This is a genomic window from Spirillospora sp. NPDC048911 (assembly GCF_043198015.1).
Lineage (GTDB): Bacteria > Actinomycetota > Actinomycetes > Streptosporangiales > Streptosporangiaceae > Spirillospora.
The window spans coordinates 52,266-76,250 of the sequence record NZ_JBICUD010000017.1 but is presented as its reverse complement, the minus strand read 5'-3'; the positions used below and the strand labels follow the sequence as shown (position 1 = coordinate 76,250).

Sequence of the window (23,985 nt, the reverse complement as noted above, 5' to 3'; positions counted from 1 at the left end):
CGAGCATGAGCGCAGATCTTCGGCACCCGATCTTCGCCCGGCTCTATCCGCGCATGGAGGCCATGATGGGCCGGGCCGGCGCCGACGGGCACCGCGCCGAGCTCCTGCGCGGCGCCCGCGGCCGCGCCCTCGAACTGGGCGCCGGCAACGGCGCCAACTTCCGGCACTATCCGGCCGGCGTCACCGAGGTGATCGCGCTCGAACCCGAGCCGCGGCTGCGCGCCCGGGCGGTCGGCGCGGCCGTCGAGGCCCCCGTCCCAGTGGCCGTCCGGGCGGGCGTCGCCGAGGACCTCGACCTCGACGACGCCTCCTTCGACGTGGCCGTGGCCTCGCTGGTGCTGTGCTCGGTGCGCGATCCGGTGCGGGCCCTGGCCGAGCTGCGCCGGGTGCTGCGGCCGGGCGGCGAGCTCCGTTTCTACGAGCACGTGCGGGCCGGCTCGGACGGATTCGCCCGCTACCAGCGGTACAGCGACGTGGTCTGGCCGTTCCTGGCGGCGGGCTGCCATGTCTCCCGCCCGACCGACGAGTGGATCGCCCGCTCCGGATTCACCGTCACCAAGGCGCGGCGGTTCGCCTTTCCGGAGACCACCGTCCCCAACCCGTCACAGCCCCACGTCATCGGAATCGCGGTGCGTGACTGAACATCCGCTTAGGGTGACCGGAGCCGGGGAAGATCAGGAACATGGCTCTCGGGGGGAGCGGCGGCAGGCAGGACGCGCCGCCGCAGCAAGCACGGCCGTCGCACTCGGCCGCGACCGCCATGTTGCTGGCGGGGGCGGCGGCGCTCGGCGGGTTCCTGTTCGGCTACGACTCGTCGGTGATCAACGGCACGGTCGACGCGCTCAAGGATCGGTTCCACCTGAACTCGGTCGTCGTGGGCTTCGTCGTGTCGGCGGCGCTGCTGGGCTGCGCGGCCGGCGCCTGGTGCGCCGGGCCGATCTCCGACCGGATGGGCCGCGTCCGGGTCATGCAGATGGCCGCGATCCTGTTCGTGATCAGCTCGCTCGGCTCCGCGCTGGCGTTCAACGCGTGGGACCTGACGTTCTGGCGGGTGATCGGCGGGCTGGCCATCGGCGCGGCCTCGGTGATCGCCCCGGCCTACATCGCCGAGATCTCCCCGGCCGACCTGCGCGGCCGGCTCGGCTCCCTGCAGCAGATGGCGATCGTGCTCGGCATCTTCGCCGCGCTGGTCGTCGACTACATCATCGCGCACGTGTCCGACGGCGGCGCCGGCGGCGACTTCCCGTGGGGCGGCACGGCCTGGCGGTGGATGTTCGCCAGCGCGATCATCCCGGCCGTCATGTACGGCGTCATCGCGACGACGATCCCCGAGTCGCCGCGCTACCTGGTCAAGAAGAAGCAGCTCGCCCGGGCCCGCCAGGTGCTGGCCAAGGTCATGAACCGCGGCGACGTGGACGTCAAGCTGAGCGAGATCGTCCGGTCCATCGCCAGCGACCGGCCGGTGCACCTGCGCGACCTGCGCGGCGCGCGCCTCGGCCTGATGCCGATCGTCTGGGTGGGCATCCTGCTGTCGGTGTTCCAGCAGTTCGTCGGCATCAACGTGATCTTCTACTACTCGTCGTCGCTGTGGCAGGCGGTGGGCTTCAGCGAGAACGACGCCATGCTCACCTCGGTGATCAACTCGATCGTCAACGTGGTGTCCACGCTGGTGGCGATCGCGCTGGTCGACAAGATCGGCCGCAAGCCGCTGCTGCTGGCCGGCGCGGCGGGCATGGCGATCACGCTCGGGCTCATGACGATCTGCTTCGCCACCGCCCCGGTCGTCGACGACGAGCCCCATCTCAGCGGCGCCGCCGGGACCACCGCGCTCATCGCCGCCAACCTCTATGTGGTCGCGTTCGCCGCCACCTGGGGCCCGGTGGTGTGGGTGATGCTCGGCGAGATGTTCAACAACTTCATCCGCGCCTCCGCGCTGGCCGTGGCCGCCGCCGCCCAGTGGATCGCCAACTGGATCATCACCACGACCTTCCCGGGCCTGTCCGGCGTCTCGCTCGGCCTGGCGTACGGCGTCTACACCGCGTTCGCGCTGCTGGCGTTCTTCTTCGTGCTGCGGAACGTGCCGGAGACCAAGGGCCGCGAGCTGGAGGACATGGACGGCTTGACCCTGCACGGCGGTCGTGCGGCCAAGGTCGCCGATCGGACGTGACACCCGGCGCCGCGCCGAATCGCCGTGCCGTCGCCCTGCCCTACGGCTATCATGAAGACATGGCGGCCTATTTCGAGACGACGACGCCGGGTAGCTCCCGGCGCCGCGGCCGCTTGTCCTGACTTACGCACGCGGTGAGGCCCCGGGAGTTCATCCCGGGGCCTTCTCCGTTTGCCCGGGGCCTCGACTCGATAGCATCAAGACCCGTTGATCCCACATCCGTCACCATCGCGAGGAGAACCCGTGTCCACCGTGTCTGAGCTGCGCATCACCCTCGACGGAAGCGAGCGAGTGGTGCCCGCAGGCACGACCGCCGGGGAGGCCCTCGAGGCGGACGGCAAAACCGTCATCGCCGCCAGGGTCGGCGGCGAGCTGCGCGATCTGGCCTACGAGGTGCGCGACGGCGAGGAGGTCGAGCCGGTCGAGATCGGCTCCGCCGACGGCCGCGCGATCATGCGCCACTCCGCCGCGCACGTGATGGCCCAGGCCGTCCAGGAGCTGTTCCCGGACGCCAAGCTGGGCATCGGCCCGCCCGTCGAGAACGGCTTCTACTACGACTTCGACGTCGCCGAGCCGTTCACCCCCGACGACCTCAAGCGCATCGAGAAGCGCATGCGCGAGATCGTCAAGCAGTCGCAGCGGTTCTCCCGGCGTCCGGTCTCCGACGAGGCGGCCCGCGCGGAGCTGGCGGGCGAGCCTTACAAGCTGGAGCTCATCGGGCTCAAGGGCAACGCGAGCTCCGACGACGGCGCCGACGTCGAGGTCGGCGCCGGCGAGCTGACCATCTACGACAACCTCGACGCCAAGACCGGCGACCTGCGGTGGAAGGATCTGTGCCGCGGCCCGCACGTGCCCACCACCCGCGTCATCCCCGCGTTCAAGCTGATGCGCACCGGCGGCGCCTACTGGCGGGGCAGCGAGAAGAACCCGCAGCTCCAGCGGATCTACGGCACCGCCTGGGAGTCGCGGGAGAAGCAGGACGAGTACCTCAAGTTCCTCGAGGAGGCCGAGAAGCGCGACCACCGCAAGCTCGGCGCCGAGCTCGACCTGTTCTCCTTCCCCAACCAGATCGGCAGCGGCCTGGCCGTCTTCCACCCCAAGGGCGGCGTCGTCCGCCGGGTGATGGAGGACTACTCCCGCCGGCGGCACGAGGAGGAGGGGTACGAGTTCGTCAACACCCCCCACATCACCAAGGGCGACCTCTTCGAGACCTCCGGGCACCTCGGCTGGTACAAGGACGACATGTTCCCGCCGATGGAGGTCGACGGCGGCGACTACTACCTCAAGCCGATGAACTGCCCGATGCACAACCTGATCTTCGACGCGCGCGGCCGGTCCTACCGCGAGCTGCCGCTGCGCATGTTCGAGTTCGGCAGCGTCTACCGCTTCGAGAAGTCGGGCGTCGTGCACGGCCTCACCCGCGTGCGCGGCATGACCCAGGACGACGCGCACATCTACTGCACCAAGGAGCAGATGGGCGGCGAGATCAAGTCGCTGCTGTCCTTCGTGCTGGGGCTGCTGCGCGACTACGGGCTGAACGAGTTCTACCTGGAGCTGTCCACCCGCGACGACTCGGAGAAGTTCATCGGGGAGGACGCCGACTGGGAGGAGGCGACCGAGGCGCTGCGGCAGGCGGCCGACGAATCCGGCCTGGAGCTGGTCGCCGACCCGGGCGGCGCCGCGTTCTACGGCCCCAAGATCTCGGTGCAGGCCAAGGACGCGATCGGCCGGACCTGGCAGCTGTCCACCATCCAGGTCGACTTCAACCAGCCCAAGCGGTTCGGGCTGGAGTACCAGGCCGCCGACGGCACCCGGCAGCAGCCCGTCATGATCCACCGGGCGCTGTTCGGGTCGATCGAGCGGTTCTTCGGCGTGCTGCTGGAGCATTACGCGGGCGCCATGCCGCCGTGGCTGTCGCCGGTGCAGGCGGTCGGCATCCCGATCGGCGACGCCCACGTCCCGCATCTGGACAAGATCGCGGCGAGGCTCCGCGAGCGGGGCGTCCGGGTCGAGGTCGACTCCTCGTCCGACCGCATGCAGAAGAAGATCCGCAACGCGCAGAAGCAGAAGATCCCGTTCATGCTGCTCGCCGGGGACGACGACGTCGCCAAGGACGCGGTCTCGTTCCGCTACCGCAACGGCGACCAGAAGAACGGCGTCCCGATCGACGAGGCGGTCGCCGAGATCGTCAAGGCGGTCGAGGCCCGCGTCCAGATCTGACGCGACGCACTGTCCGACGCCACGCACTGTCCGACGCCACGCACGGTCCGACACGACGTGCTCCCGGCGGGGCCCGGTCCGGTCATGGGCCGGGCCCTCGCCCGTCGCGGCAGGGCGCGACCGGGGCCGCCGGGGAGTTGGTAGCCTCAACGGTCACCTGTCACGACGGGGAGAGAGGCGGGGCTGAGGCAAGGTGAAGTCCACGAGGCGGCGGCCCAGAAGGCCGCGTTCGGCCTGGAGCCGGATCTTCGGCTACGGCGGCGCGGCCGCCCTCGTCGTGGCCGCCGTCGTGGTGCTGCTCATGCCGCTGCTGGACAAGGACCGCGCGGGCTCCGCCGCCACCGGCGGACCGGCCGCGGCGGCATCGGTGCCCTCATCCGGCCAGACTTTTCCCGCGGGCTCGCAGGCGACCCCGGGCCAGGGCGCCGGCGCGGGCCAGCCCCAGCAGAACCAGTCCAGCGGAGCGCCGTACCCCGGGCAGAACCAGGGGCAGCAGAACTCCGGGCAGCAGGGCGGCGGCCCGCCGATGCCCGACACCGGCGGCGGCACGATCACCTGGTGCCCCGTCGGCACCGCGCTGTACCGGCAGGTCGGCGGCGCGCTCGAGGTCGACGTGAAGGTCGCCGGCAGCGGCTTCGTCCGCGCCGAGGTGACCGCGCGCGGCGGCCGGTCCTCGTCCCAGCAGGCCACCGTCAAGGGCGGCCGGCTGCACACGTTCAAGTTCAGCGGCGTCGCGGTCGCGGCCGTGCAGCGCGTCAAGATCACCACGTTGACCGGGCTGCAGTCGCAGAGCTGTTACGCCAGTCCCGGCGGGTGACGCTCGGAAACCACTTGGTATCGGCGTGTGGTCTGTCTAGAGTGCGTGTCCAGTCGTCGGGGTCGTTCCTGTGGGCGGGAGGGGAACGACCCCGATCCCTTTCCCCGCCGCACCCTCAGGCGCGCGATTCGGCGGGCGGCTGGACGTCCTCGACCGAGATGTTGACGGCGGTGACCCGCATCCCGAGCATCAACCCGACCACGCGGGCCACGTTGGACCGGACGACCTTGGCGACGTCCATGATCACGCTGCCGTACTCCACGACCACGCGGACGTCCAGCGACACCTCGTTCTCGTGCAGGTGGACGCGCACGCCCCGGCCGCCCGCCTCGGCCTCGGGCGCGAGCCGTCCCACCAGCGTGGCCACCCCGCTCACCTCCAGGGCCGCCAGGGTGGCGATCTTCTCGATGACCTCGTCCTCGATGGTGATGCGGCCCTCGGCCTCGCGCGGCGGCGAATGGCGGCCGCCCGCCACCTGCTCCGGCACCAGCGGCGGCGCGGAGAGCGGGGGCGCGGGCAGTTGGGGTGCCGGGAGCGGTGGCGCGGGGACCGGCACCCCGGCCGCCTGCGGCACGGCCTGCCCGGACGGGCCCGGATAGAACGGCATGGACCGCGCCTCGGGACGCGGGACGTCCCCGCCGCCGCCCGGGTAGCCCTTGTCGAGGTCGGTCATCGGTTGCCCCCCACGGGTCGATTGTGTCCATGATCTCGAGATGGAGCCCGGAGTGCCAGCGGGTCCGGTACGTCGAGGGCGCCACGCCGGAGGCCGCCGGGGATCCCGGCTTCAGGCCGTCCGGCTTCTCTCTCTATGCTGCTGGTCAGGCCGTGAACAAAAGGAGAGCGCCGCCTTGAGCGTAGAGCCGGAGGAGCCCGTGGTGCCGGAGGCGCGCGACGACGCGCCCGAGTCGGGTGCCGAGAACGCACACCAGCCCGATATCGAGGAGGAACGGGGCGGCGCGGGCGTACCCGACAATTTCCAGCGGCTCTGGACTCCGCACCGGATGGCCTACATCAAGGGCGAGGGCAAGCCGACGGGGGAGGGCTCCGGGGACGGCTGCCCGTTCTGCGAGATCCCCAAGATGACCGACGAGGAGGGCCTCATCGTGGCCCGGGGGCACTCGGTCTTCGCGGTGCTCAACCTCTACCCCTACAACTCGGGCCATCTCATGGTCGTGCCGTTCCGGCACGTGGCCGACTACACCGAGCTCGACGGCGCCGAGTGCGCCGAGCTCGCCACGTTCACCCAGCAGTCGCTGACCGCGCTGCGCAAGGCCAGCGGCGCCCAGGGGTTCAACGTCGGCATGAACCTCGGCCAGGTGGCCGGCGCCGGGATCGCCGCCCACCTGCACCAGCACGTCGTGCCTCGCTGGGGCGGCGACACCAACTTCATGCCCGTGGTGGGGCACACCAAGGTGCTGCCGCAACTGCTCCGCGACACCCGCCAGATACTGGCCGACGCCTGGCCCCACGAGGGCCTCTGAGCGGAGATCCGTGATCACGAGGAGCCGGTAACATCCACCCCGCCCGCGACACGAACATGGTGTTGGTTCCGTCGCGAAGGGGATGGCCGTGATCGAAGCACGCCGGGAGCGGTTCGAGCAGCTCTACCAGGCGCACCATGACGAGGTGCTCCGCTACGCGGCGCGCCGGGCGGGCCCCGAGCACGCCGCGGACGTGGCCGCCGAGACGTTCACCATCGCCTGGCGCCGGCTCGACGACATGCCCGAGGGCGCCGAGCTGCCCTGGCTCTACGTGGTGGCGCGCAACCTGACGGCCAATCTCGGCAGGCGGGCCGCCCGCCGCGGCGAGACCGCCGAGTCGTTCGACTCGCCGCTCGCCCACCCGGTCGAACCCGAACATTCGGACGCCGTGGACCGCCGGGAGGCCGCCCTGACCGCCCTGCGCCGCCTGAGCGAGGCCGACCGGACGATGATCCGGCTCGTCGGCTGGGAGGGGCTGGACCGCGGCCAGGTGGCCACCGCGCTGGGGGTCTCGGCCTCCGCCGCCACGGTGCGCCTGCACCGCACCCGCAAACGCCTGCACGAGCTCCTCGACCCGCGCCACCCCCGCCCGTTCCAGGCGATCGCCGCCGCCGGCCTGGTCGCGGCCGCCGCCGCGCTGGCCGTGGTCGCTCCCCACCTGACCGGCGTGGAGCCGATGCGGGCGCGGTCGGGCGCCGACGCGATCTGGACGGTGTTGCGGGCCGAAGGCGAGATGGACCTGAGGACGGGGCCTCCCCGGGACGACGCCGACAGGCTGCTGCCATTGCCGCCGGCGCTGGCCCGGAGCGCCGCCTCGAGGACACAGCCCTGCCCGCAGTGGGAGAGCAGGGAGGCGAACGGCGCCGCCGTCGTGTCGTGCAGGCAGCCCGTCCTCGATCACGCCATGCCCGTGAACTACATGGCCACCTGGAACGACGTCCAGAACCGGTACTTCTACCAGGGCTACGCTTCGGGCCGGGTCGTCCGGCTCGTCCTCAAGGCCGAGCAGGGCGGCGGACGCGGCCTCGACGTTCCGCTCCTCGGCACCGGCATGGCCGGGATCCGCGAGTTCGGCCTCGCCGTGCCGGACACGTCCAAGGGCGTTCTCCACGGCTACGACTCCGCGGGCCGCGAGATCTACACCTCGCAGGACGAGGACCGGAGCGGCACTCCGATCTGAGGCCCCCTATGGGCGCTTGGGCGTCTCCGGGCGCGCTCCGGCCTCGATGAGCTCGGAGACGGTGACGAACTCGAAGCCCTTGGCGCGCAGGCCGCGGATCATGGGCACGAGGTTCTTCAGCGCGACGAGGCGGTCGGGGTTGCCCGTGTCGTGGGCGAGCACGATCGTGCCCGGCCGCGTGTTGCCGACGATGTAGTCGACCAGCCGCGGCGGGTTCTTCTCGTAGGTCTTCTCCAGCATCTTGATCGACCAGATCGTGAGGTCGTAGCCGAGCTGGCCGGCGGCGCTCAGCGTGGTGCCGCCGAGCTGGCCGAACGGGGGCCGCAGGTGCCGGGCCTCCTTGCCGGTGATCTGCTTGATCGCGGCGTGCGCCCGGTGGACCTGCCGGTAGGCCTGGTCGTGGGTCAGCAGGGAGAGATCCTTGTGCTGCCAGGTGTGGTTGCCCGCCTCGTGCCGCTCCATCCGGCCGTGCACGAGCCGGGCGTTCTGCAGCAGGCGCTCGCCCACCATGAAGAACGTGGCCTTGACCTTCTCGGCGTCGAGGACGTCGTGGACCATGGGCGTCCAATTGGGCATCGGGCCGTCGTCGAACGTGAGGGCCACCAGCTTCTGGGCGGTGTCGACCGACCAGGTCACGTCGACGTGGCCGCGTGCCGGGCGCCAGTAGCCGGCGCTCGGGATCGCCATCGCCGACGCCGGGGTCTCCGCCGGCAGGCCCGCGACGGCGGCGGCGCCGCCCGCGGCACCGGCCGCCAGGCCGCCCGCGGCGATGCCGAAGCCCTTGATCACCCCGCGGCGCCCCGGCTGCGCGGGCGCCTGTTCTTCCCCCGTGTTCGTCATAGCGAACGTAAGGATGGCACACGCCCGGAGCGGTTCCGTCCGACCGGCGGGTGAGCCGTGATCACTCTCAGGGATGACCCGCCGGCACCGGAATCGTTCCGGCGCCGGCGGGCCCGTCGGGATCGGCCGTTCGTCCCGGCCATCCCGCTCCGTCGTCCTTCTCAGTCGTCCTTGGCCTCCGCGGCGACCTTGCCGGCCAGGTGCGAGGGGAGCGGCTCGTACCGCAGGAACGTGCGGCTGAAGCTGCCGGTGCCCTGCGACATCGAGCGCAGGTCGATCGCGTATCTGATGATCTCCAGCTGCGGCACCTCCGCCTTGATCATCGTGCGGCCGCCGGGGACGCTCTCCGAGCCGAGGACCCGGCCGCGGCGCGAGGTGAGGTCGGACATGACCGGGCCGACGTAGTCGTCCGACACCAGCACGGCGACCTCGTCCACGGGCTCCAGGAGCAGGACGGGCACCTTGGTGGCGGCGTCCTTGAGCGCCAGGGCGCCGGCGGCCTGGAAGGCCATGTCGGAGGAGTCGACCGAGTGGGCCTTGCCGTCGCGCAGCGTGACCTTGATGTCGACCAGCGGGTAGCCGGTGGCGACACCGCGGTTCATCTGCTGTTTGAGGCCCTTCTCGACGGACGGGATGAACTGCCGCGGGATCACCCCGCCGACGATCTTGTCGACGAACTCGAAGCCGTCGCCGGACGCCAGCGGCTCGATCTCGACGTGGCAGATGCCGTACTGGCCGTGCCCGCCGCTCTGCTTCACGTGCCGGCCGAGGCCCTTGGCGGAGCCGCCGAAGGTCTCCCGCAGCGGGACGCGCAGCTCGACCCGCTCGACCTCGACGCCGTAGCGCGTGCGGAGCCGGTCGATCAGGACGTCGGCGTGGGCCTCGCCCATGCACCACAGCACCAGCTGGCGGGTCTCGGAGTTGTTCTCCAGCCGCAGCGTCGGGTCCTCGGCGACCAGGCGGCCCAGCGCCTGGCTGAGCTTGTCCTCGTCGGCCTTGGAGTGCGCCCGGATCGCCACCGGCAGCAGCGGGTCGGGCATGGACCAGGGAGCCATCAGCAGCGGCGTGCCGGGATCGGAGAGGGTGTCGCCGGACTCGGCCCGGCTCAGCTTGGCGACCGCGCAGATGTCACCGGCCCGGCACTCGGAGATCGTCCGCTGCGCCTTCCCGAGCGGTGAGGTCAGCGCGCCCACGCGCTCGTCCACGTCGTGGTCCTCGTGCCCGCGGTCCTCCAGGCCGTGCCCCGAGACGTGCACCACGCTGTCGGGCCGCAGCGTGCCGGAGAACACGCGGACCAGCGAGATCCGGCCCACGTACGGGTCGGACGTGGTCTTGATCACCTCGGCGACGAGCGGCCCGTCGGGATCGCACTCGATGTTCTTGGGCGGGCCCCCGGTCACGGCGGTGACGGGAGGGATGCCGTGTTCGAGGGGGGAGGGGAAGGCCTGGGTGATGACCTCCAGCAGCTCCCGGATGCCGATGACCGGCCCGGGGTGGTCGCCGTGCGGTATGGACGTGGCCAGCACCGGGTAGAACGAGCCCCGCGCGACGGCGGTCTCCAGATCCTCGATGAGCGCCTTGACGTCGATGTCCTCACCGGCCAGGTACCGGTCCATGAGGCCCTCGTCCTCGCTCTCCTGGATGACGCCCTCGATGAGCGCGCCGCGCTGCTCCTCGATCTGCTCCAGGAAGGACGGGTCCGGGGCGCACTCGACGCGCTCGCCGGAGGAGTAGTCGAAGCAGCGCTGGGTGAGCAGGCCGATCAGGCCCTTGAGCTCGTCGCCCGCCCCGACCGGGAAGTAGCAGGGCATGACGCCCTCGCCGAAGACGTCCTGGCAGGTGAGCACGACGTCGTCGAAGTCGCCCCGCTGCTGGTCGATCTTGGTGATGACGACCGCGCGCGGCATGCCGACCGCGGCGCACTCCTCCCAGAGCAGCCGGGTGAGACCGTCGATGCCGTCCACCGCGGAGATCACGAACAGCGCCGCGTCGGCGGCGCGCAGCCCGGCCCGCAGGTCGCCCACGAAGTCGGCGTAGCCGGGGGTGTCGATGAGATTGACCTTGACGTCCCCGTGCGTGAACGGGGCGAGGGCCAGGTTGACCGAGCGTTGCTGGCGCACCTCGACCTCGTCGAAGTCGCTGACCGTCGAGCCGTCCTCGACGCGCCCGGGCCGCTGGATCGTACCGGTCGCACTGAGCAGGGCCTCGACGAGCGTGGTCTTCCCCGCGCCCGAATGGCCGACCAGCGCGACGTTGCGAACCCTGTCGGGCCGGCCGGCCTCCGGTGCCCTGCCGGCGGCTCCCGGGTGGCCTCCTCTGTCAGCCATGACTACCTCCTCGGACAGGCCCGTCGGGTGCGGGCCCGAGCGCAGTTGGGGCCGGCCCGTCCAGGCCTGGCCCTCTTCTCCGGGGGGCGACCCCCAGACCCCCGGGACTTCCCCATCACGCCTTGCTTGGCGGCGGCGTGCGGGGCCCCGGCCGAGTGCGGCGCCCTGGCGGCCTCCTTTCCGAACGGCATCGTCCGACGGGCGGAGCACGCCCGACGTGCGTGACCGGCGTCACACCCGTGTTCAACACCATTTCCCGGTACGGCCAGGATCACAAGGGGTGCGCTTCAACCGGGGGCCATCTCTTTACGGGCGAACCGGGATCAGTGCCCCGCCTTGACCACCTGTGCGGACCGCTCGCACTACGATGGGCGCGCTGTGCGGCCCGGGGCCCCGCCTCGCCGCGGCGGCCCGCGAGCACCCCGCGACGCAGGGGCACACCACCACACCACGAGAACGGACGGCGATGCTCAACAAACTGCGGCCCGCCCTGGGACGCGTCCTGACCCCCATCGGACAGGCGGTCGCGCGGACCGGGGTCTCGCCCAACGCCATCACCGTCATCGGGACCATCGGGGTGGCCGCCGGCGCGCTCGGCTTCTTCCCCCGGGGCCAGTTCTTCTGGGGCACGATGGTGATCACCGCGTTCGTGCTGTTCGACATGCTGGACGGGGCGGTCGCCCGGGTCACCGGCAAGACGTCCAAGTTCGGCGCCTTCCTGGACTCCACGATGGACCGGGTCGCCGACGCGGCGATCTTCTCCGGGCTGATGATCGGGCTCTACCGCGACGACCGGGAGACCCTGGCCGCGGTCGCGCTCTACTGCCTGGTGGCCGGCGTCGTCGTCTCGTACGCCAAGGCTCGCGCCGAGGGCCTCGGCTACACCTGCAACGTCGGCATCGCCGAACGTGCCGAACGGCTCATCGTGGCTCTGGTGGCCGCCGGGTTCGACGGCCTGGGCGTGCCCTTCATCCTGACGCTGGCGCTCTGGGTGCTGGCCGTCCTCAGCACGGTCACTGTCGGCCAGCGGTTCGCCACCGTCTACCAGCAGGCGCGGCAGGCGCAGCAGGCCGAGGAGTCGTCCTCGGCCGGGTCGCACGCATGAACGTTCCCATGCGCGATGAGGTGATGGACGCCGCCTACGCCATGGGTTGGACGATCGTCCGCAAGATGCCCGAGCGTGCGGCCCGGGTGGCGTTCGCCGCGCTCGCCGACCGCACCTGGCAGCAGCACGGCGCGGGCGTGAAGCAGCTGGAGAAGAACCTCTGCCGCGTCCTCGGCAAGAACACCGTCGACGACGAGGTGCGGATCCTGAGCAAGCGGGTCCTGCGCTCGTACTTCCGCTACTGGCTGGAGGTCTTCCGGCTGCCGGAGTACGACAAGGAGCGCATCCTCGGCCGGATGCGGGTGACCGGCCACGAGAAGCTCTTCGCCACGCTCGACTCCGGCCGCGGGGCCGTCCTGGCCTTGCCGCACATGGGCAACTACGAGCAGGCCGGGGCGTGGCTGGTCCACAGCGGCTACCCGTTCACCACGGTCGCCGAACGGCTGAAGCCCGAGTCGCTCTTCGACCGGTTCGTGGAGTTCCGCGAGAGCCTGGGCATGGAGGTGCTGCCGCACAAGGGCGCCTCCGCGTTCGGGCGGATGGCCCAGCGGCTCCGCGCGGGCCGCCCGGTCTGCCTGGTCGTCGACCGGGACCTGACCGAGAACGGGATCGACGTCGAGTTCTTCGGCTCGACGGCCCGGATGCCCGCCGTGTCGGCGGCGCTGGCGATCCAGACGGGAGCCGCGCTGTTCCCGGTGACCCTGTGGTACGAGGGTGCGGACTGGGGGGCGCGGGTCCACGACGAGATCCCCGTCCCCGCCGACGGGGCCAGACAGGAGAAGATCCAGGTCATGACCCAGGAGCTCGCGAGCGTCTTCCAGGAGGGGATCGCCGCGCATCCCGAAGACTGGCACATGCTGCAGAAGGTCTGGGTGGCCGACCTGCCCGCGGCCGCGGCGGTGGACGGCCGGTGAAGGTCGGGATCGTGTGCCCCTACACGTGGAACGTCCCCGGCGGCGTCCAGCAGCACATCCGCGACCTGGCCGAGGCGCTCACCGGCTTCGGCCACGAGGTGTCGGTGATCACGCCGGCCGACGACGACGCGCGGCTGCCGCCGTACGTGGTGTCGGCGGGCCGCGCGGTCCCGGTGCCCTACAACGGCTCGGTGGCGCGGCTCGCCTTCGGCTTCCTGTCGGCGGGGCGGGTGCGCCGCTGGATCAACGAGGGCGACTTCGACGTGCTGCACGTGCACGAGCCCGCGGCGCCGTCGCTGGGCATCCTGGCCTGCTGGGCGGCCGACGGCCCCATCGTGGGCACCTTCCACGCCTCGTACGAGAAGTCGCGGGTCGTCTCGGTCACCGCGCCGATCCTGCAGAGCGCGCTGGAGAAGATCACCGGCCGGATCGCGGTGTCCGAGGCGGCGCGCACGACGCTCGTCGAGCATCTCGGCGGCGACGCGGTCCTGATCCCCAACGGCGTGGCCACCGAACGCTACGCCATGGCCGAGCCGTTGGAAGGATGGCCGGGCAGGGTCGAAGGCGACCATCGGCGAAGCCGCCTGCCCGCCACGGGGGGCGTGGGGGGGCGGCCCCCCACGGTGACAGGCGACGACGGCGACCAGGGGCGGGTGGGGGGCGGCACGCTGGGCTTTCTCGGGCGGATGGACGAGCCGCGCAAGGGCCTGCAGGTGCTGCTGCGCGCGTTCGAGATCCTCGCCCGCGAACGTCCCGGCCTGCGGCTGCTGATCGCCGGGCCGGGCGACGCCGACGACGCGGTGGCCAAGGTGTCGCCGGAGCTGCGCGACCGGGTGGTGATGCTGGGCATGGTGAGCGAGGAGGACAAGATCCGCGCCTATCACTCCGTGGACGTCTTCGTGGCGCCCAACCTCGGCGGCGAGAGCTTCGGCATCGTGCTGGCCGAGGCCATGTCGGCGGGCGCGCCGATCCTCGCCAGCGACATCGAGGCGTTCGACCGGGTGCTGCTGGGCGGCCGGGCCGGGGCGCTGTTCCCGGTCGGCGATCACGCGGCGCTCGCCGCGGCCGCGGGGGAGCTGCTGGACGACCCGGCGCGGCGCAAGCATCTGTCGGCCGAGGCACGCACAGCGGTCCGCGCCTACGACTGGTCGGCGGTGGCGCGCGATGTGCTGCGGGTGTACGAGACGGTCGCCCACGGCGGCGGCCGCGTCGTCGAGTCCGGCCTCGGGGCCTGAGGGGGCGGCCTGAATGTTTCCCGACTGGATCATCGACGTCCTGTTCTGGGTCGCGGTCCTCTTCCTGGTCGGCGTGTACGTCTCCTGGCGCGCGACCCGGCTGGACCGGCTGCACGTCCGGGTCGAGACCGCCCGCGCCGCCCTGGACGCGGCCCTCGTACGCCGCGCGGCCGTCGCGCTCGAACTGGCGGCCTCGCACCTGCTGGACCCGGCGACCAGCCTCGTCCTGGCCACCGCCGCGCACGAGGCCCGTACCGCCGACGCCGACAACCGGGAGTTCGCCGAGAGCGATCTGTCGCGGGCGCTGCGGGCCGTGGTCGACCAGCCCGACTTCGCGGCCACCCTGGAGGCCAAGGGCGACGGTCAGGCCGTCCTGGACGAGCTGGGCGCCGCCGCCGCCAAGGTGGCCTACGCGCGCCGCTTCTACAACGACGCGGTCTCCGCGGCCCGGATCGCCCGGCGCAAGCTCCTGATCAGGGTGCTGCCGCTGGCGGGCCGGGCGCCGCTGCCGGGTTTCTTCGAGATCGACGACGATCCGCCCAGGCTGTGAACCGGACGGCCGTGAACCGAGCGCCTGTGAACCGACCGCCCGTGAACCGAACACCGCCCGCGCCGAGTATGTCCTGACGTTAATCGGGATTCGCTACCCTTCGGCGGGTCACCGGCAGAAAGGGCGAATGGTGCACATCGCATGGAATGGGATCGTCCGCGGCAGGATGGCGGCGGTGCTCGGAGTGATCGCGCTCGGCGGCTCGCTCGCGGGCTGCTCGGGCTCGGACAAGCCCGCCAAGGCCGTCCCGCCCGGCAACACCGGCACCACGCCCAGTGCGAGCCCCGCGCCCACCACGCACCCCTTCACCGGCGGAAAGTCCGGGCTGAAGAACCCGGTGCTGGCGGTGAAGATCGAGAACACCCGGCCCGCCATGCCCCAGAGCGGCGTCTCGGCCGCCGACATCGTCTACGTCGAGCAGGTCGAGGGCGGTGAGACGCGTCTCATGGCGGTCTTCTCGTCCAAGCTGCCGGCCAGGGTGGGCCCGGTCCGCAGCGCGCGCATCTCCGACCTGCACATCCTGCCGCAGTTCGGCAAGCCGGCCTTCGCCTTCTCCGGCGTCCAGTCGAAGATGAAGAAGTACATCCGCAAGTCGCCGGTCTACGACATCTCGCAGGACAACGGCGGCAGCTCCTACGTCCGGTGGGGGCCGAAGCCGATCCCGTACAACCTCTACGCCGACCCCAAGGACCTGCTGAAGCAGGCGCCGAAGGCCACCGGGCCCCGCGACATCGGCTTCACGTTCGGCCCGGCGCCCGAGGGCGGCAGGCCCATGAAGTCCTTCACCGCCAGGTGGCCCGCGACGCGGATGGGCTTCACGTGGTCGGCGAAGGAGAAGCGCTGGCTGGCCTCGTTCAACGGCACCCCCGACGTGGCCCGCGAGGGCGGCCGGCTGGGCGGCCGGACGATCGTGATCCAGTACGCCAAGACCGGGCGCTCGCAGTTCCGCGACGTGCTCGGCGCGTACACGCCGTTGATCAAGACCACCGGCACCGGCCGGGCCCTGGTCCTGCGCGACGGCAAGGCCTATGACGCCAAGTGGTCGAGGCCGTCCGAGGAGGGCGGCACGACCTACACGACCGCCGACGGCAAGCCGATGACCTTCGCCCCGGGCCAGGTCTGGGTCGCCCTGGTCAACGACGGCAAGCCCTACATGCCGTAGGAATCCCGCACGGAGCGGCCGGCGGGCCATCTGGGCGGCGTGCGGACGGCGTGCGGGCGGTCTGGGCGGTGTGCGGGCGATCCGTCGGGCGTTGGGCCAGGTCGCCGACGCTCCGGTGGGTCAAGACGGGGTGCGAGCAGGCAATATCATGGAAGCTGTCTCTTCGTCCGCTCATGTGAGGAATGCCCGTGTCCACTTTCACTCCCGCCGCCGACGACACCGCGCCCGCGACCGGGACCGCCTGGGTCAAGCGCGGCATGGCGGAGATGCTCAAGGGCGGCGTGATCATGGACGTCGTCACGCCCGAGCAGGCCAAGATCGCTGAGGACGCCGGCGCGGTCGCCGTCATGGCGCTGGAGCGGGTGCCCGCCGACATCCGCGCCGAGGGCGGCATCTCGCGGATGAGCGACCCCGACATGGTCGAGGGCATCATCGGCGCCGTCTCGATCCCGGTCATGGCCAAGGCCCGCATCGGCCACTTCGTCGAGGCCCAGGTGCTGCAGGCGCTCGGCGTCGACTACATCGACGAGTCCGAGGTGCTGACCCCGGCCGACTACGCCAACCACATCGACAAGTGGGCCTACACCGTGCCGTTCGTCTGTGGCGCCACCAACCTGGGCGAGGCCCTGCGCCGCATCACCGAGGGCGCCGCGATGATCCGCTCCAAGGGCGAGGCCGGCACCGGCGACGTCTCCAATGCCACCACCCACATGCGGCAGATCCGCGGCGAGATCCGGCGGCTGCAGTCGCTGCCCGAGGACGAGCTGTTCGTGGCCGCCAAGGAGCTCCAGGCCCCGTACGAGCTGGTCAAGGAGGTGGCGCAGGCCGGCAAGCTGCCGGTCGTGATGTTCACCGCCGGCGGCATCGCCACCCCGGCCGACGCCGCGATGATGATGCAGCTGGGCGCCGAGGGCGTGTTCGTCGGCTCCGGGATCTTCAAGTCCGGCAACCCCGCGCAGCGCGCCGAGGCCATCGTCAAGGCCACCACGTTCCACGACGACCCGGACGTGATCGCCAAGGTGTCGCGCGGCCTGGGCGACGCGATGGTCGGCATCAACGTCGCCTCGCTGGGCGAGGACCAGAAGTTCGCCCACCGCGGCTGGTAGGCCCGGCCGACACGGAGGGGTGACCATCCGGTCCGGTGACCGGGTGGTTACTTGTCGCCGCCCCTCCACAGCCGCCATCTGAGGGATTACGCTGGCCGCGGCCGGATTCTGGAGCGGGCGGGCTCCGGGGCGGCCGCGGGAGGGGAAGGCATGGGTTGGTCCGTGGCGCTCGCCTGCGCGAGCGACGGCGAGCCGGGCAAGGTGTTCGGGCCGGGGCTGGTCCCCGACCCGGAGGCGGCGGCGAACATGGCACGCGGGCTCTATCCCGCGGCGACGCTCGTGGAGACCGGCGACACGGTGCTGGACTTCGCGCTGTGGCCGTACGAGGACGAGCTGTTCGTGGGCGTGTTCGACCGGGCCCTGCTGCTCTGCGACCGGCGCCTGTTCGGCCTGGACGACGACGCCCGCCGCATCGCCGACACCTCCGCGGCGGCCCTGCCGGGCGCCAACTGCGGCGTGCTCGTGCTGCACAGCGTGATCTCCGGCTGCTGGTTCCGCTGGTACGAGGGGGGCGAGCTGCGCCGGGACGTGTTCGTGACGGCCGAGGACGGCGTGGTGGTCGACCAGGGCGACCGGCTGCCCGCCGAGCGCCCCTTCTGGAAGTCGATCGACGAGGGCGCCGACGACGTGCCGCTGCCGTTCGACCCGGAGGAGTTCGGCCTGGCCCTCGCCGGGCGGTACATGTTCGGCCGCCCGCTGGCCGAGCGGGGCGCCGACGGCTTCCTGCCGATGGAGCTCCCCCTGCGCCGCTTCAAGCTCTGCTAGCGCGAGGGCCGGGGAAGATCCGGCAGGGCTTGGAGCGTTGTAAGTGGTATCTCCCAGCCGACTTTCCGGAAGGTTTCACTGGTGACTGCTGTGCCCGAGATCGGTGTCCTCGCGCTGCAGGGCGACGTGCGTGAGCACGCGCGGGCCCTGGAGGCGGCGGGAGCGCGCACCCTCCCGGTCCGCCGGCCCGAGGAGCTGGAGCGCGTCGACGCGCTCGTCCTGCCCGGCGGCGAGTCCACCACGATGTGGAAGCTGGCCCGCGCCTTCGACCTGCTCGACCCGCTGCGCAAGCGGATCGAGGCCGGCATGCCCGCGTACGGCTCGTGCGCCGGCATGATCATGCTGGCCGACCGGATCCGGGACGGCATCGAGGGTCAGGAGACCCTCGGCGGGATCGACATGACGGTGCGCCGCAACGCCTTCGGCCGGCAGGTCGACTCGTTCGAGTCCGACGTGCGGCTCGACGGCATGGGCGACGCGCCGTACCACGCGGTTTTCATCCGGGCCCCCTGGGTCGAGACGGTCGGTTCCGGCGTGCGGGTGCTGGGCCGCGCCGAGAGCGGTTCCAACGCCGGTAGGATCGTCGCCGTCCGTCAGGGCCGTCTCATGGCGACCGCGTTCCACCCGGAGCTGACGGGCGACTACCGCGTGCACCACTACTTCGCCGATCTGGTGCGCCGGGCGACGGAGCAGGAGGATTGACAGATGTCCGGCCATTCCAAATGGGCGACGACCAAGCACAAGAAGGCGGCCCTCGACGCCAAGCGGGGCAAGCTCTTCGCCAAGCTGATCAAGAACATCGAGGTGGCGGCCCGCACCGGTGGCGGTGACCCCGACTCCAACCCCACCCTGTACGACGCCATCTACAAGGCGAAGAAGAGCTCGGTCCCCAACGACAACATCGAGCGCGCGCGCAAGCGCGGCGCCGGTGAGGAGGCCGGCGGCGCCGACTGGCAGACCATCATGTACGAGGGCTACGCGCCCGGCGGGGTCGCGGTGCTCATCGAGTGCCTCACCGACAACCGCAACCGCGCCGCCTCCGAGGTCCGCGTCGGGCTCACCCGCAACGGCGGCTCGCTGGCCGACCCCGGCTCGGTGTCGTACATGTTCAACCGCAAGGGCGTCGTGCTCGTCCCCAAGGAGGGGACGGACGAGGACGAGGTCATGATGGCCGTCCTCGACGCCGGCGCGGAGGAGGTCAACGACCTCGGCGACGGCTTCGAGGTCGTCTGCGAGGCCGGTGACCTGGTCGCCGTCCGCACCGCCCTCAAGGACGCGGGCATCGACTACGACTCGGCCGAGAGCAAGTTCCTGCCGACCATGTCGGTGCCGCTCGACGAGGACAACGCCCGCAAGGTGTTCCGCCTGCTGGACGCGCTGGAGGACAGCGACGACGTCCAGGAGGTCTACGCCAACTTCGACGTCTCCGACGAGGTCATGGAGAAGATCGACGCGTGATCTATCGCTCTGGCGGCCTGACCCGCTCGCCTGGCGGCTCGCGGGCCAACCGCCAAAGCGGCGAACGCGACATCGCTTCGCGATCTCTCGTGAAGCATCGCTTCGCTTGCTTCACGACCCGTTAGCGCGTTCGCGTGCGGGGCCCGGCTTTGTGATCTTTCACGGGGCCGGGCCTCCGGCGTTTCGCGGGGCGGATACGGTGTGGATCATGGAAATCCGGGCGGTCGACGACTTTGACCTTGTCAGGGACCTGCGGGCGCGGGCCTTCGGGCCGCTGAACGACGCGGAGTGGGAGTCGTCCCGGCGGTTCGCGGCGGCCGCGGTGGCCGCCGGACGGGTGCTCGGCGCCTTCGACGGCGACCGGCTCGTGGCCGCCGCGCGCATCAACGACATGCGGCAGTGGTGGCACGGCGGGCCGGTGCCGGCGGCCGGGATCGGCGGCGTGATGGTGGCGCCGGAGGAGCGCGGCCGCGGGCTCGGCCGGCGGCTGATGACCGTCGTCCTGGAACGTTCCGCCGAGCTCGGGCACGCGGTGTCGATGCTGTATCCGGCCACCACCCACCTGTACCGGTCGATGGGCTGGGAGCACGCGGGTGCGCGGAGCATCGTCACGCTGCCCGCCGACGCGCTGCGGTCGGTGGCGGCCGAACGGGTGCCGGTGCGCCGGGCGGGCCCCGGTGACGCCGCCGTGGTGGCCGCCACCGTGCGCGAGATCCACGAGAGCGCGCGCGACGACGGGCCCGTGGACTGGCCGGACGAGCGGTGGCGGGCGATGCTCGCCGTCGACGACCGTTACTGCTACCTGGCCGAGGACGGTTTCCTGGCCTACGAGTGGGACGCGGGGAACACCGCCCTGCGCGTCGAGAGGCTGGTCGCCGGTTCGGAGCGGACGCTCCGGTCGCTGTGCGCGATCGTCGGCTCCAACTCGTCGATCGCGGCGACGGTCCGGGCCTGCCTGGCGCCGCACGACCCCGTCCTGTGGCTGCTGGGCGATCGCGCGCACGAGGATGTTCACCAGGAACGCTGGATGTCGCGCGTCGTGGACGCCCCGGCCGCGATCGGGGCGCGCGGCTACCCGGCGGGCGTCACCGCCGAGATCCCGCTGCTCGTCGAGGACGCTCAGTTGCCCTCCAACGCCGGATCGTGGCGGCTTGTGATCAAGGACGGTGAAGGCGCGCTGGAACGCTCCGCGGACGACCATGGGGCCGTACGGATGGGAGCCCGGGGGCTGTCGGCCCTCTACGCCGGGGTCCCCGTCGCCACGTTGCGCCGCACGGGCCTCATCGCGGCCGGCGAGGACGAGGCGGCGGCGCTCTCGGCGGCGTTCGCCGCGCGGCCGTTCTCGCTCGACTACTTCTGACCGGTCGGGACACGGCGCGCCGGGGTGCGCGACGATGTCATGCTGTTTCGATAGCGTGGCGGGTGCCGAACAAATGATCGAAGGGGTGGGCCGTGCGGGTGCTGGGAGTGGACCCGGGGCTCACCCGCTGCGGCGTCGGCGTGGTCGAGGGCGTGCCGGGCAAGCGGCTCACGCTGATCACGGTCGACGTGATCCGGACCGCCGCCGACGACGACATCGCGACGCGGCTCCTCGGCATCGAGCGGGGCATCGAGGCGATCCTCGACGCGATGACGCCGGACGCGGTCGCCGTCGAACGGGTCTTCGCCCAGCACAACGTCAGCACCGTCATGGGCACCGCGCAGGCCGCGGGCATCGCGATGGTGTGCGCCGCGCGCCGGGGCATCCCCGTCGCGATGCACACGCCGAGCGAGGCCAAGGCCGCCATCACCGGCAACGGGCGCGCCGGCAAGGCCCAGGTCACCAAGATGGTGACGCGGCTGCTCAACCTGGAGGTCGCGCCCAGGCCCGCCGACGCGGCGGACGCGCTGGCGCTGGCCATCTGCCATGTGTGGCGCGGTGACGCCCAGGCCCGCATCGCCGCGGCCACGGGCACCCAGGCCCGGATCAACGCGGCCAAGATCGAGGCGGCCCTCGCGGCCGCGCGGACGAAAGGGAGGACCGGAGCGTGATCGCCTTCGTCAGCGGCCGGGTGGCCGCCGCCGGACCCGACGGCGCGGTGGTGGACGTGGGCGGCGTGGGGTTCGCCGTGCAGTGCACGCCCGCCACGCTCGCCGGGCTGCGGGTCGGCGAGCAGGCGCAGGTGCCCACCTCGCTGGTCGTCCGCGAGGACTCCCTCACCCTCTTCGGCTTCGCGGACGACGACGAACGATCGGTGTTCGAGCTCCTGCAGACCGCGAGCGGTGTGGGCCCGCGCCTGGCCCTCGCCATGCTCGCCGTGCACACGCCCGACGCCCTGCGGCGCGCCGTGTCCACCGAGGACCTGACCGCGCTGACCAAGGTCCCCGGCATCGGCAAGAAGGGCGCCCAGCGCATCGTCCTCGAACTCAAGGACCGTCTCGGCGGCCCGATCGGCGACGCCGACGACGTCCGCGCGCCCGTCCGCACCGAGCTCTGGCGCGACCAGGTCCAGGCCGGCCTGATCAACCTCGGCTGGTCGGCCAGGGACGCCGACGCGGCCGTCGACGCCGTCGCCGCCGATCTCGACGGCGGCGAGACCCCGCCCGTCCCGGCCCTGCTCAAGGCCGCGCTCAAGAAGCTGAGCAAGTAGTGGACGACGCGAGCGGCCGCGCGGCGGCTGGACCGAGGAGCGCCGGGAGCCCGCGACCGGAGCGACGAGGGAGGCCGCCGCGCGAAGGCGGCTGCGCGCCGCTGAGCGGAGCGAGGCCATGAGCGGGGACGAGCGGCTCGTGTCGGCCGACGCGGACGGGCCCGAGGAGCAGGTCATCGAGGCCGCCCTGCGGCCCAAGAAGCTCGACGACTTCATCGGGCAGGAGCGTGTCCGCGAGCAGCTCTCCCTGGTCCTGCAGAGCGCCCTGCGGCGCGGGCGGACGCCCGATCACGTGCTGCTCTCCGGCGGCCCGGGGCTCGGCAAGACCACCCTGGCCATGATCATCGCCGCGGAGCTGAACGCGCCGCTGCGCATCTCCTCCGGCCCGGCGATCGAGCGGGCGGGCGACCTGGCGGCGGTCCTGTCGACGCTCGCCGAGGGAGAGGTGCTGTTCCTGGACGAGATCCACCGGATGGCCCGTCCCGCCGAAGAGATGCTCTACATGGCGATGGAGGACTTCCGCGTCGACGTCGTGGTCGGAAAGGGGCCCGGCGCGACCGCGATCCCGCTCGACATCGCCCCGTTCACCCTCGTCGGCGCCACCACCCGGGCCGGCATGCTGCCCGGCCCGCTTCGCGACCGGTTCGGCTTCGTCGCGCACATGGACTTCTACGAGCCCGCCGAGCTGGAGGTGATCGTCAAGCGGTCCGCCCGGCTGCTGGGCGTGGAGATCTCCGACGACGCCGCCAGCGAGGTCGCCGGCCGGTCCCGCGGCACCCCCCGCATCGCCAACCGCCTGCTGCGCCGCGTCCGCGACTTCGCCGAGGTCCGCGCCGACGGCGCGATCACCCGCGAGCTGGCCCGTGCCGCGCTGACGCTCTACGAGGTCGACGAGCGCGGCCTGGACCGGCTCGACCGGGCGGTGCTGGGCTCCCTGATGCGCAAGTTCGGCGGGGGGCCGGTCGGGCTGTCGACGCTGGCGGTCTCGGTGGGGGAGGAGCCCGAGACCGTCGAGGTCGTGGCGGAGCCCTTCCTCGTCCGCCAGGGATTGCTGGCCCGCACACCTCGCGGCCGCATCGCCACCCCGGCGGCCTGGGCCCATCTGGGCCTGACCCCGCCGCCCACGTCCCCGATGGCGCAGACGCTGTTCGACGACGATTCCCTGTGACGACGGCGATTCCCTGCCCCGCGGCGGCGGGTTCATGATCAACCGCGCATGATCCACAACTATGGTCTACAGTGCTGATGGTCCGGGACGGGCCGTCCCCCGAGGGGCCGGCCCGCCGTCGTCAGCCGGTGGACCGGGCCCCGCGGTCACGGTCAGGCGGGTATGGAGTAACGGCTTGGGAACTTCCCGCAGCCGCCGCTCGTCACGTCGTTGCCGGGCTCTCGCGTACTCTCTAGACTCCGGGACTTGGTCACCGTCTTCCAGCCGGCGGTTCCCTCGCGTGAGGCCTCATCGGCGACAGGCTGGGCAAACCACATCGGAAGGATGCCCCAGCAATGGGCGGCAACAACATTATCGCGGCGAGCGGCGGCGGTGGCGGAGCCTTTAATCTGCTTCTCCTCCTGGCCGTTCCCCTGGTCTTCTACTTCTTGCTGATCAGGCCGCAGAGCAAGCGCCGCAAGGAGCAGCTGCAGATGCAGAGCTCCATCGAGCCCGGCGTCCGCGTCATGACCACCAGCGGCATGTACGCGACCGTGGTGTCCTCCGACGACGACGGGCTGGTCCTCGAGATCGCCCCCGGCGTCGAGGCGCGGTTCGTCAAGCAGGCGATCATGAACGTCGTCAAGGACGACGAGGCCGACGACCTCGAGGACGACGAGGACGGCGACGAGGACGGCACCCCCGCCGACGACTCGATCGACCTGTCCAAGGACGACGTCGATCTGTCCAAGGACGGCAAGGACGTCGCCGGCGAGACGCAGGCGGATGCCGAGTCGAAGCCCGCCGCCAAGGCCAAGGCCTCCTCCTCGACGGAGAAGCCCTCGGCCTGACGGCGCTCCGGCAACGATTTGAAGACGGGA

General features: G+C 71.7%; 23 protein-coding genes. 20 read left to right on the top strand and 3 right to left on the bottom strand.

Features of this window, described 5'->3' with window-relative positions:
• The first annotated feature begins 5 nt into the window (after positions 1-5).
• The 4 genes from ACGFNU_RS48425 to ACGFNU_RS48410 all read left to right on the top strand — a co-directional run bounded on the left by ACGFNU_RS48425 (position 6) and on the right by ACGFNU_RS48410 (position 5,204).
• Positions 6-641 (top strand): class I SAM-dependent methyltransferase, encoded by a 636-nt coding sequence (locus ACGFNU_RS48425; RefSeq protein ID WP_392603527.1) that lies wholly within the window; start codon positions 6-8, stop codon positions 639-641.
• Positions 642-682: 41 nt separating this feature from the next.
• Positions 683-2,167: a sugar porter family MFS transporter gene (locus ACGFNU_RS48420; RefSeq protein WP_392603526.1), complete on the top strand. Its 1,485-nt coding sequence runs from the start codon at positions 683-685 to the stop codon at positions 2,165-2,167.
• 243 nt (positions 2,168-2,410) lie between these two features.
• Entirely contained in the window at positions 2,411-4,387 is a 1,977-nt protein-coding gene (gene thrS, locus ACGFNU_RS48415; RefSeq protein ID WP_392603525.1) for a threonine--tRNA ligase, read from the top strand.
• Between the two features lie 193 nt (positions 4,388-4,580).
• Positions 4,581-5,204: a hypothetical protein gene (locus ACGFNU_RS48410; RefSeq protein ID WP_392603524.1), complete on the top strand. Its 624-nt coding sequence runs from the start codon at positions 4,581-4,583 to the stop codon at positions 5,202-5,204.
• 115 nt (positions 5,205-5,319) lie between these two features.
• On the opposite strand, the gene ACGFNU_RS48405 is transcribed toward ACGFNU_RS48410, so the two are convergent.
• Positions 5,320-5,877, bottom strand: a complete 558-nt coding sequence (locus ACGFNU_RS48405; RefSeq protein WP_392603523.1) for an Asp23/Gls24 family envelope stress response protein — start codon at positions 5,875-5,877, stop codon at positions 5,320-5,322.
• A 175-nt stretch (positions 5,878-6,052) separates the two neighbouring features.
• Between ACGFNU_RS48405 and ACGFNU_RS48400 the strand changes: the two genes are divergently transcribed.
• Positions 6,053-6,685: an HIT family protein gene (locus ACGFNU_RS48400; RefSeq protein ID WP_392603522.1), complete on the top strand. Its 633-nt coding sequence runs from the start codon at positions 6,053-6,055 to the stop codon at positions 6,683-6,685.
• Between the two features lie 88 nt (positions 6,686-6,773).
• On the top strand, positions 6,774-7,865 hold the full coding sequence (locus ACGFNU_RS48395; RefSeq protein WP_392603521.1) for an RNA polymerase sigma factor: 1,092 nt from the start codon (positions 6,774-6,776) through the stop codon (positions 7,863-7,865).
• 6 nt (positions 7,866-7,871) lie between these two features.
• Here the strand turns inward: ACGFNU_RS48395 and ACGFNU_RS48390 are convergent, their stop codons facing one another.
• Both ACGFNU_RS48390 and ACGFNU_RS48385 read right to left on the bottom strand, forming a co-directional pair.
• Positions 7,872-8,705, bottom strand: a complete 834-nt coding sequence (locus ACGFNU_RS48390; protein WP_392603520.1) for a polysaccharide deacetylase family protein — start codon at positions 8,703-8,705, stop codon at positions 7,872-7,874.
• 161 nt (positions 8,706-8,866) lie between these two features.
• The gene (locus ACGFNU_RS48385) at positions 8,867-11,032 is read right to left on the bottom strand and encodes an elongation factor G-like protein EF-G2 (protein ID WP_392603519.1); all 2,166 of its coding nucleotides are present in this window, start codon (positions 11,030-11,032) and stop codon (positions 8,867-8,869) included.
• 466 nt (positions 11,033-11,498) lie between these two features.
• Here ACGFNU_RS48385 and pgsA point away from each other — a divergent pair, with 466 nt between their 5' ends.
• From pgsA to yajC, 14 genes are all read left to right on the top strand, one after another.
• The gene (gene pgsA, locus ACGFNU_RS48380) at positions 11,499-12,137 is read left to right on the top strand and encodes a phosphatidylinositol phosphate synthase (RefSeq protein WP_392603637.1); all 639 of its coding nucleotides are present in this window, start codon (positions 11,499-11,501) and stop codon (positions 12,135-12,137) included.
• Positions 12,138-12,145: 8 nt separating this feature from the next.
• On the top strand, positions 12,146-13,051 hold the full coding sequence (locus tag ACGFNU_RS48375; protein WP_392603518.1) for a phosphatidylinositol mannoside acyltransferase: 906 nt from the start codon (positions 12,146-12,148) through the stop codon (positions 13,049-13,051).
• The gene (locus ACGFNU_RS48370; RefSeq protein ID WP_392603517.1) at positions 13,048-14,286 is read left to right on the top strand and encodes a glycosyltransferase family 4 protein; all 1,239 of its coding nucleotides are present in this window, start codon (positions 13,048-13,050) and stop codon (positions 14,284-14,286) included. Before ACGFNU_RS48375 ends, ACGFNU_RS48370 begins: the two co-directional genes overlap by 4 nt.
• A 13-nt stretch (positions 14,287-14,299) precedes the next feature.
• Positions 14,300-14,836, top strand: a complete 537-nt coding sequence (locus ACGFNU_RS48365) for a hypothetical protein (protein WP_392603516.1) — start codon at positions 14,300-14,302, stop codon at positions 14,834-14,836.
• Between the two features lie 166 nt (positions 14,837-15,002).
• Positions 15,003-15,998 (top strand): DUF3048 domain-containing protein, encoded by a 996-nt coding sequence (locus ACGFNU_RS48360; RefSeq protein WP_392603636.1) that lies wholly within the window; start codon positions 15,003-15,005, stop codon positions 15,996-15,998.
• Positions 15,999-16,180: 182 nt separating this feature from the next.
• A complete protein-coding gene (gene pdxS / locus ACGFNU_RS48355; RefSeq protein ID WP_392603515.1) occupies positions 16,181-17,104 on the top strand; it encodes a pyridoxal 5'-phosphate synthase lyase subunit PdxS in 924 nt (307 codons plus the stop codon).
• 150 nt (positions 17,105-17,254) lie between these two features.
• A complete protein-coding gene (locus ACGFNU_RS48350) occupies positions 17,255-17,869 on the top strand; it encodes a DUF6928 family protein (protein ID WP_392603514.1) in 615 nt (204 codons plus the stop codon).
• A gap of 81 nt (positions 17,870-17,950) precedes the next feature.
• Complete coding sequence (gene pdxT, locus ACGFNU_RS48345) at positions 17,951-18,571, top strand: pyridoxal 5'-phosphate synthase glutaminase subunit PdxT (protein WP_392603513.1); 621 nt, start codon at positions 17,951-17,953, stop codon at positions 18,569-18,571.
• Between the two features lie 3 nt (positions 18,572-18,574).
• Positions 18,575-19,327, top strand: coding sequence for a YebC/PmpR family DNA-binding transcriptional regulator (locus tag ACGFNU_RS48340; RefSeq protein WP_392603512.1), 753 nt, complete (start codon positions 18,575-18,577; stop codon positions 19,325-19,327).
• 208 nt (positions 19,328-19,535) lie between these two features.
• Complete coding sequence (gene eis / locus ACGFNU_RS48335; protein WP_392603511.1) at positions 19,536-20,687, top strand: enhanced intracellular survival protein Eis; 1,152 nt, start codon at positions 19,536-19,538, stop codon at positions 20,685-20,687.
• Between the two features lie 92 nt (positions 20,688-20,779).
• Entirely contained in the window at positions 20,780-21,358 is a 579-nt protein-coding gene (gene ruvC / locus ACGFNU_RS48330) for a crossover junction endodeoxyribonuclease RuvC (protein ID WP_392603510.1), read from the top strand.
• On the top strand, positions 21,355-21,957 hold the full coding sequence (ruvA, locus tag ACGFNU_RS48325) for a Holliday junction branch migration protein RuvA (protein WP_392603509.1): 603 nt from the start codon (positions 21,355-21,357) through the stop codon (positions 21,955-21,957). Before ruvC ends, ruvA begins: the two co-directional genes overlap by 4 nt.
• 118 nt (positions 21,958-22,075) lie before the next feature.
• Entirely contained in the window at positions 22,076-23,125 is a 1,050-nt protein-coding gene (ruvB, locus tag ACGFNU_RS48320) for a Holliday junction branch migration DNA helicase RuvB (RefSeq protein WP_392603508.1), read from the top strand.
• A gap of 335 nt (positions 23,126-23,460) precedes the next feature.
• On the top strand, positions 23,461-23,955 hold the full coding sequence (yajC, locus tag ACGFNU_RS48315; RefSeq protein ID WP_392603507.1) for a preprotein translocase subunit YajC: 495 nt from the start codon (positions 23,461-23,463) through the stop codon (positions 23,953-23,955).
• The last annotated feature ends 30 nt before the right edge of the window (positions 23,956-23,985 follow it).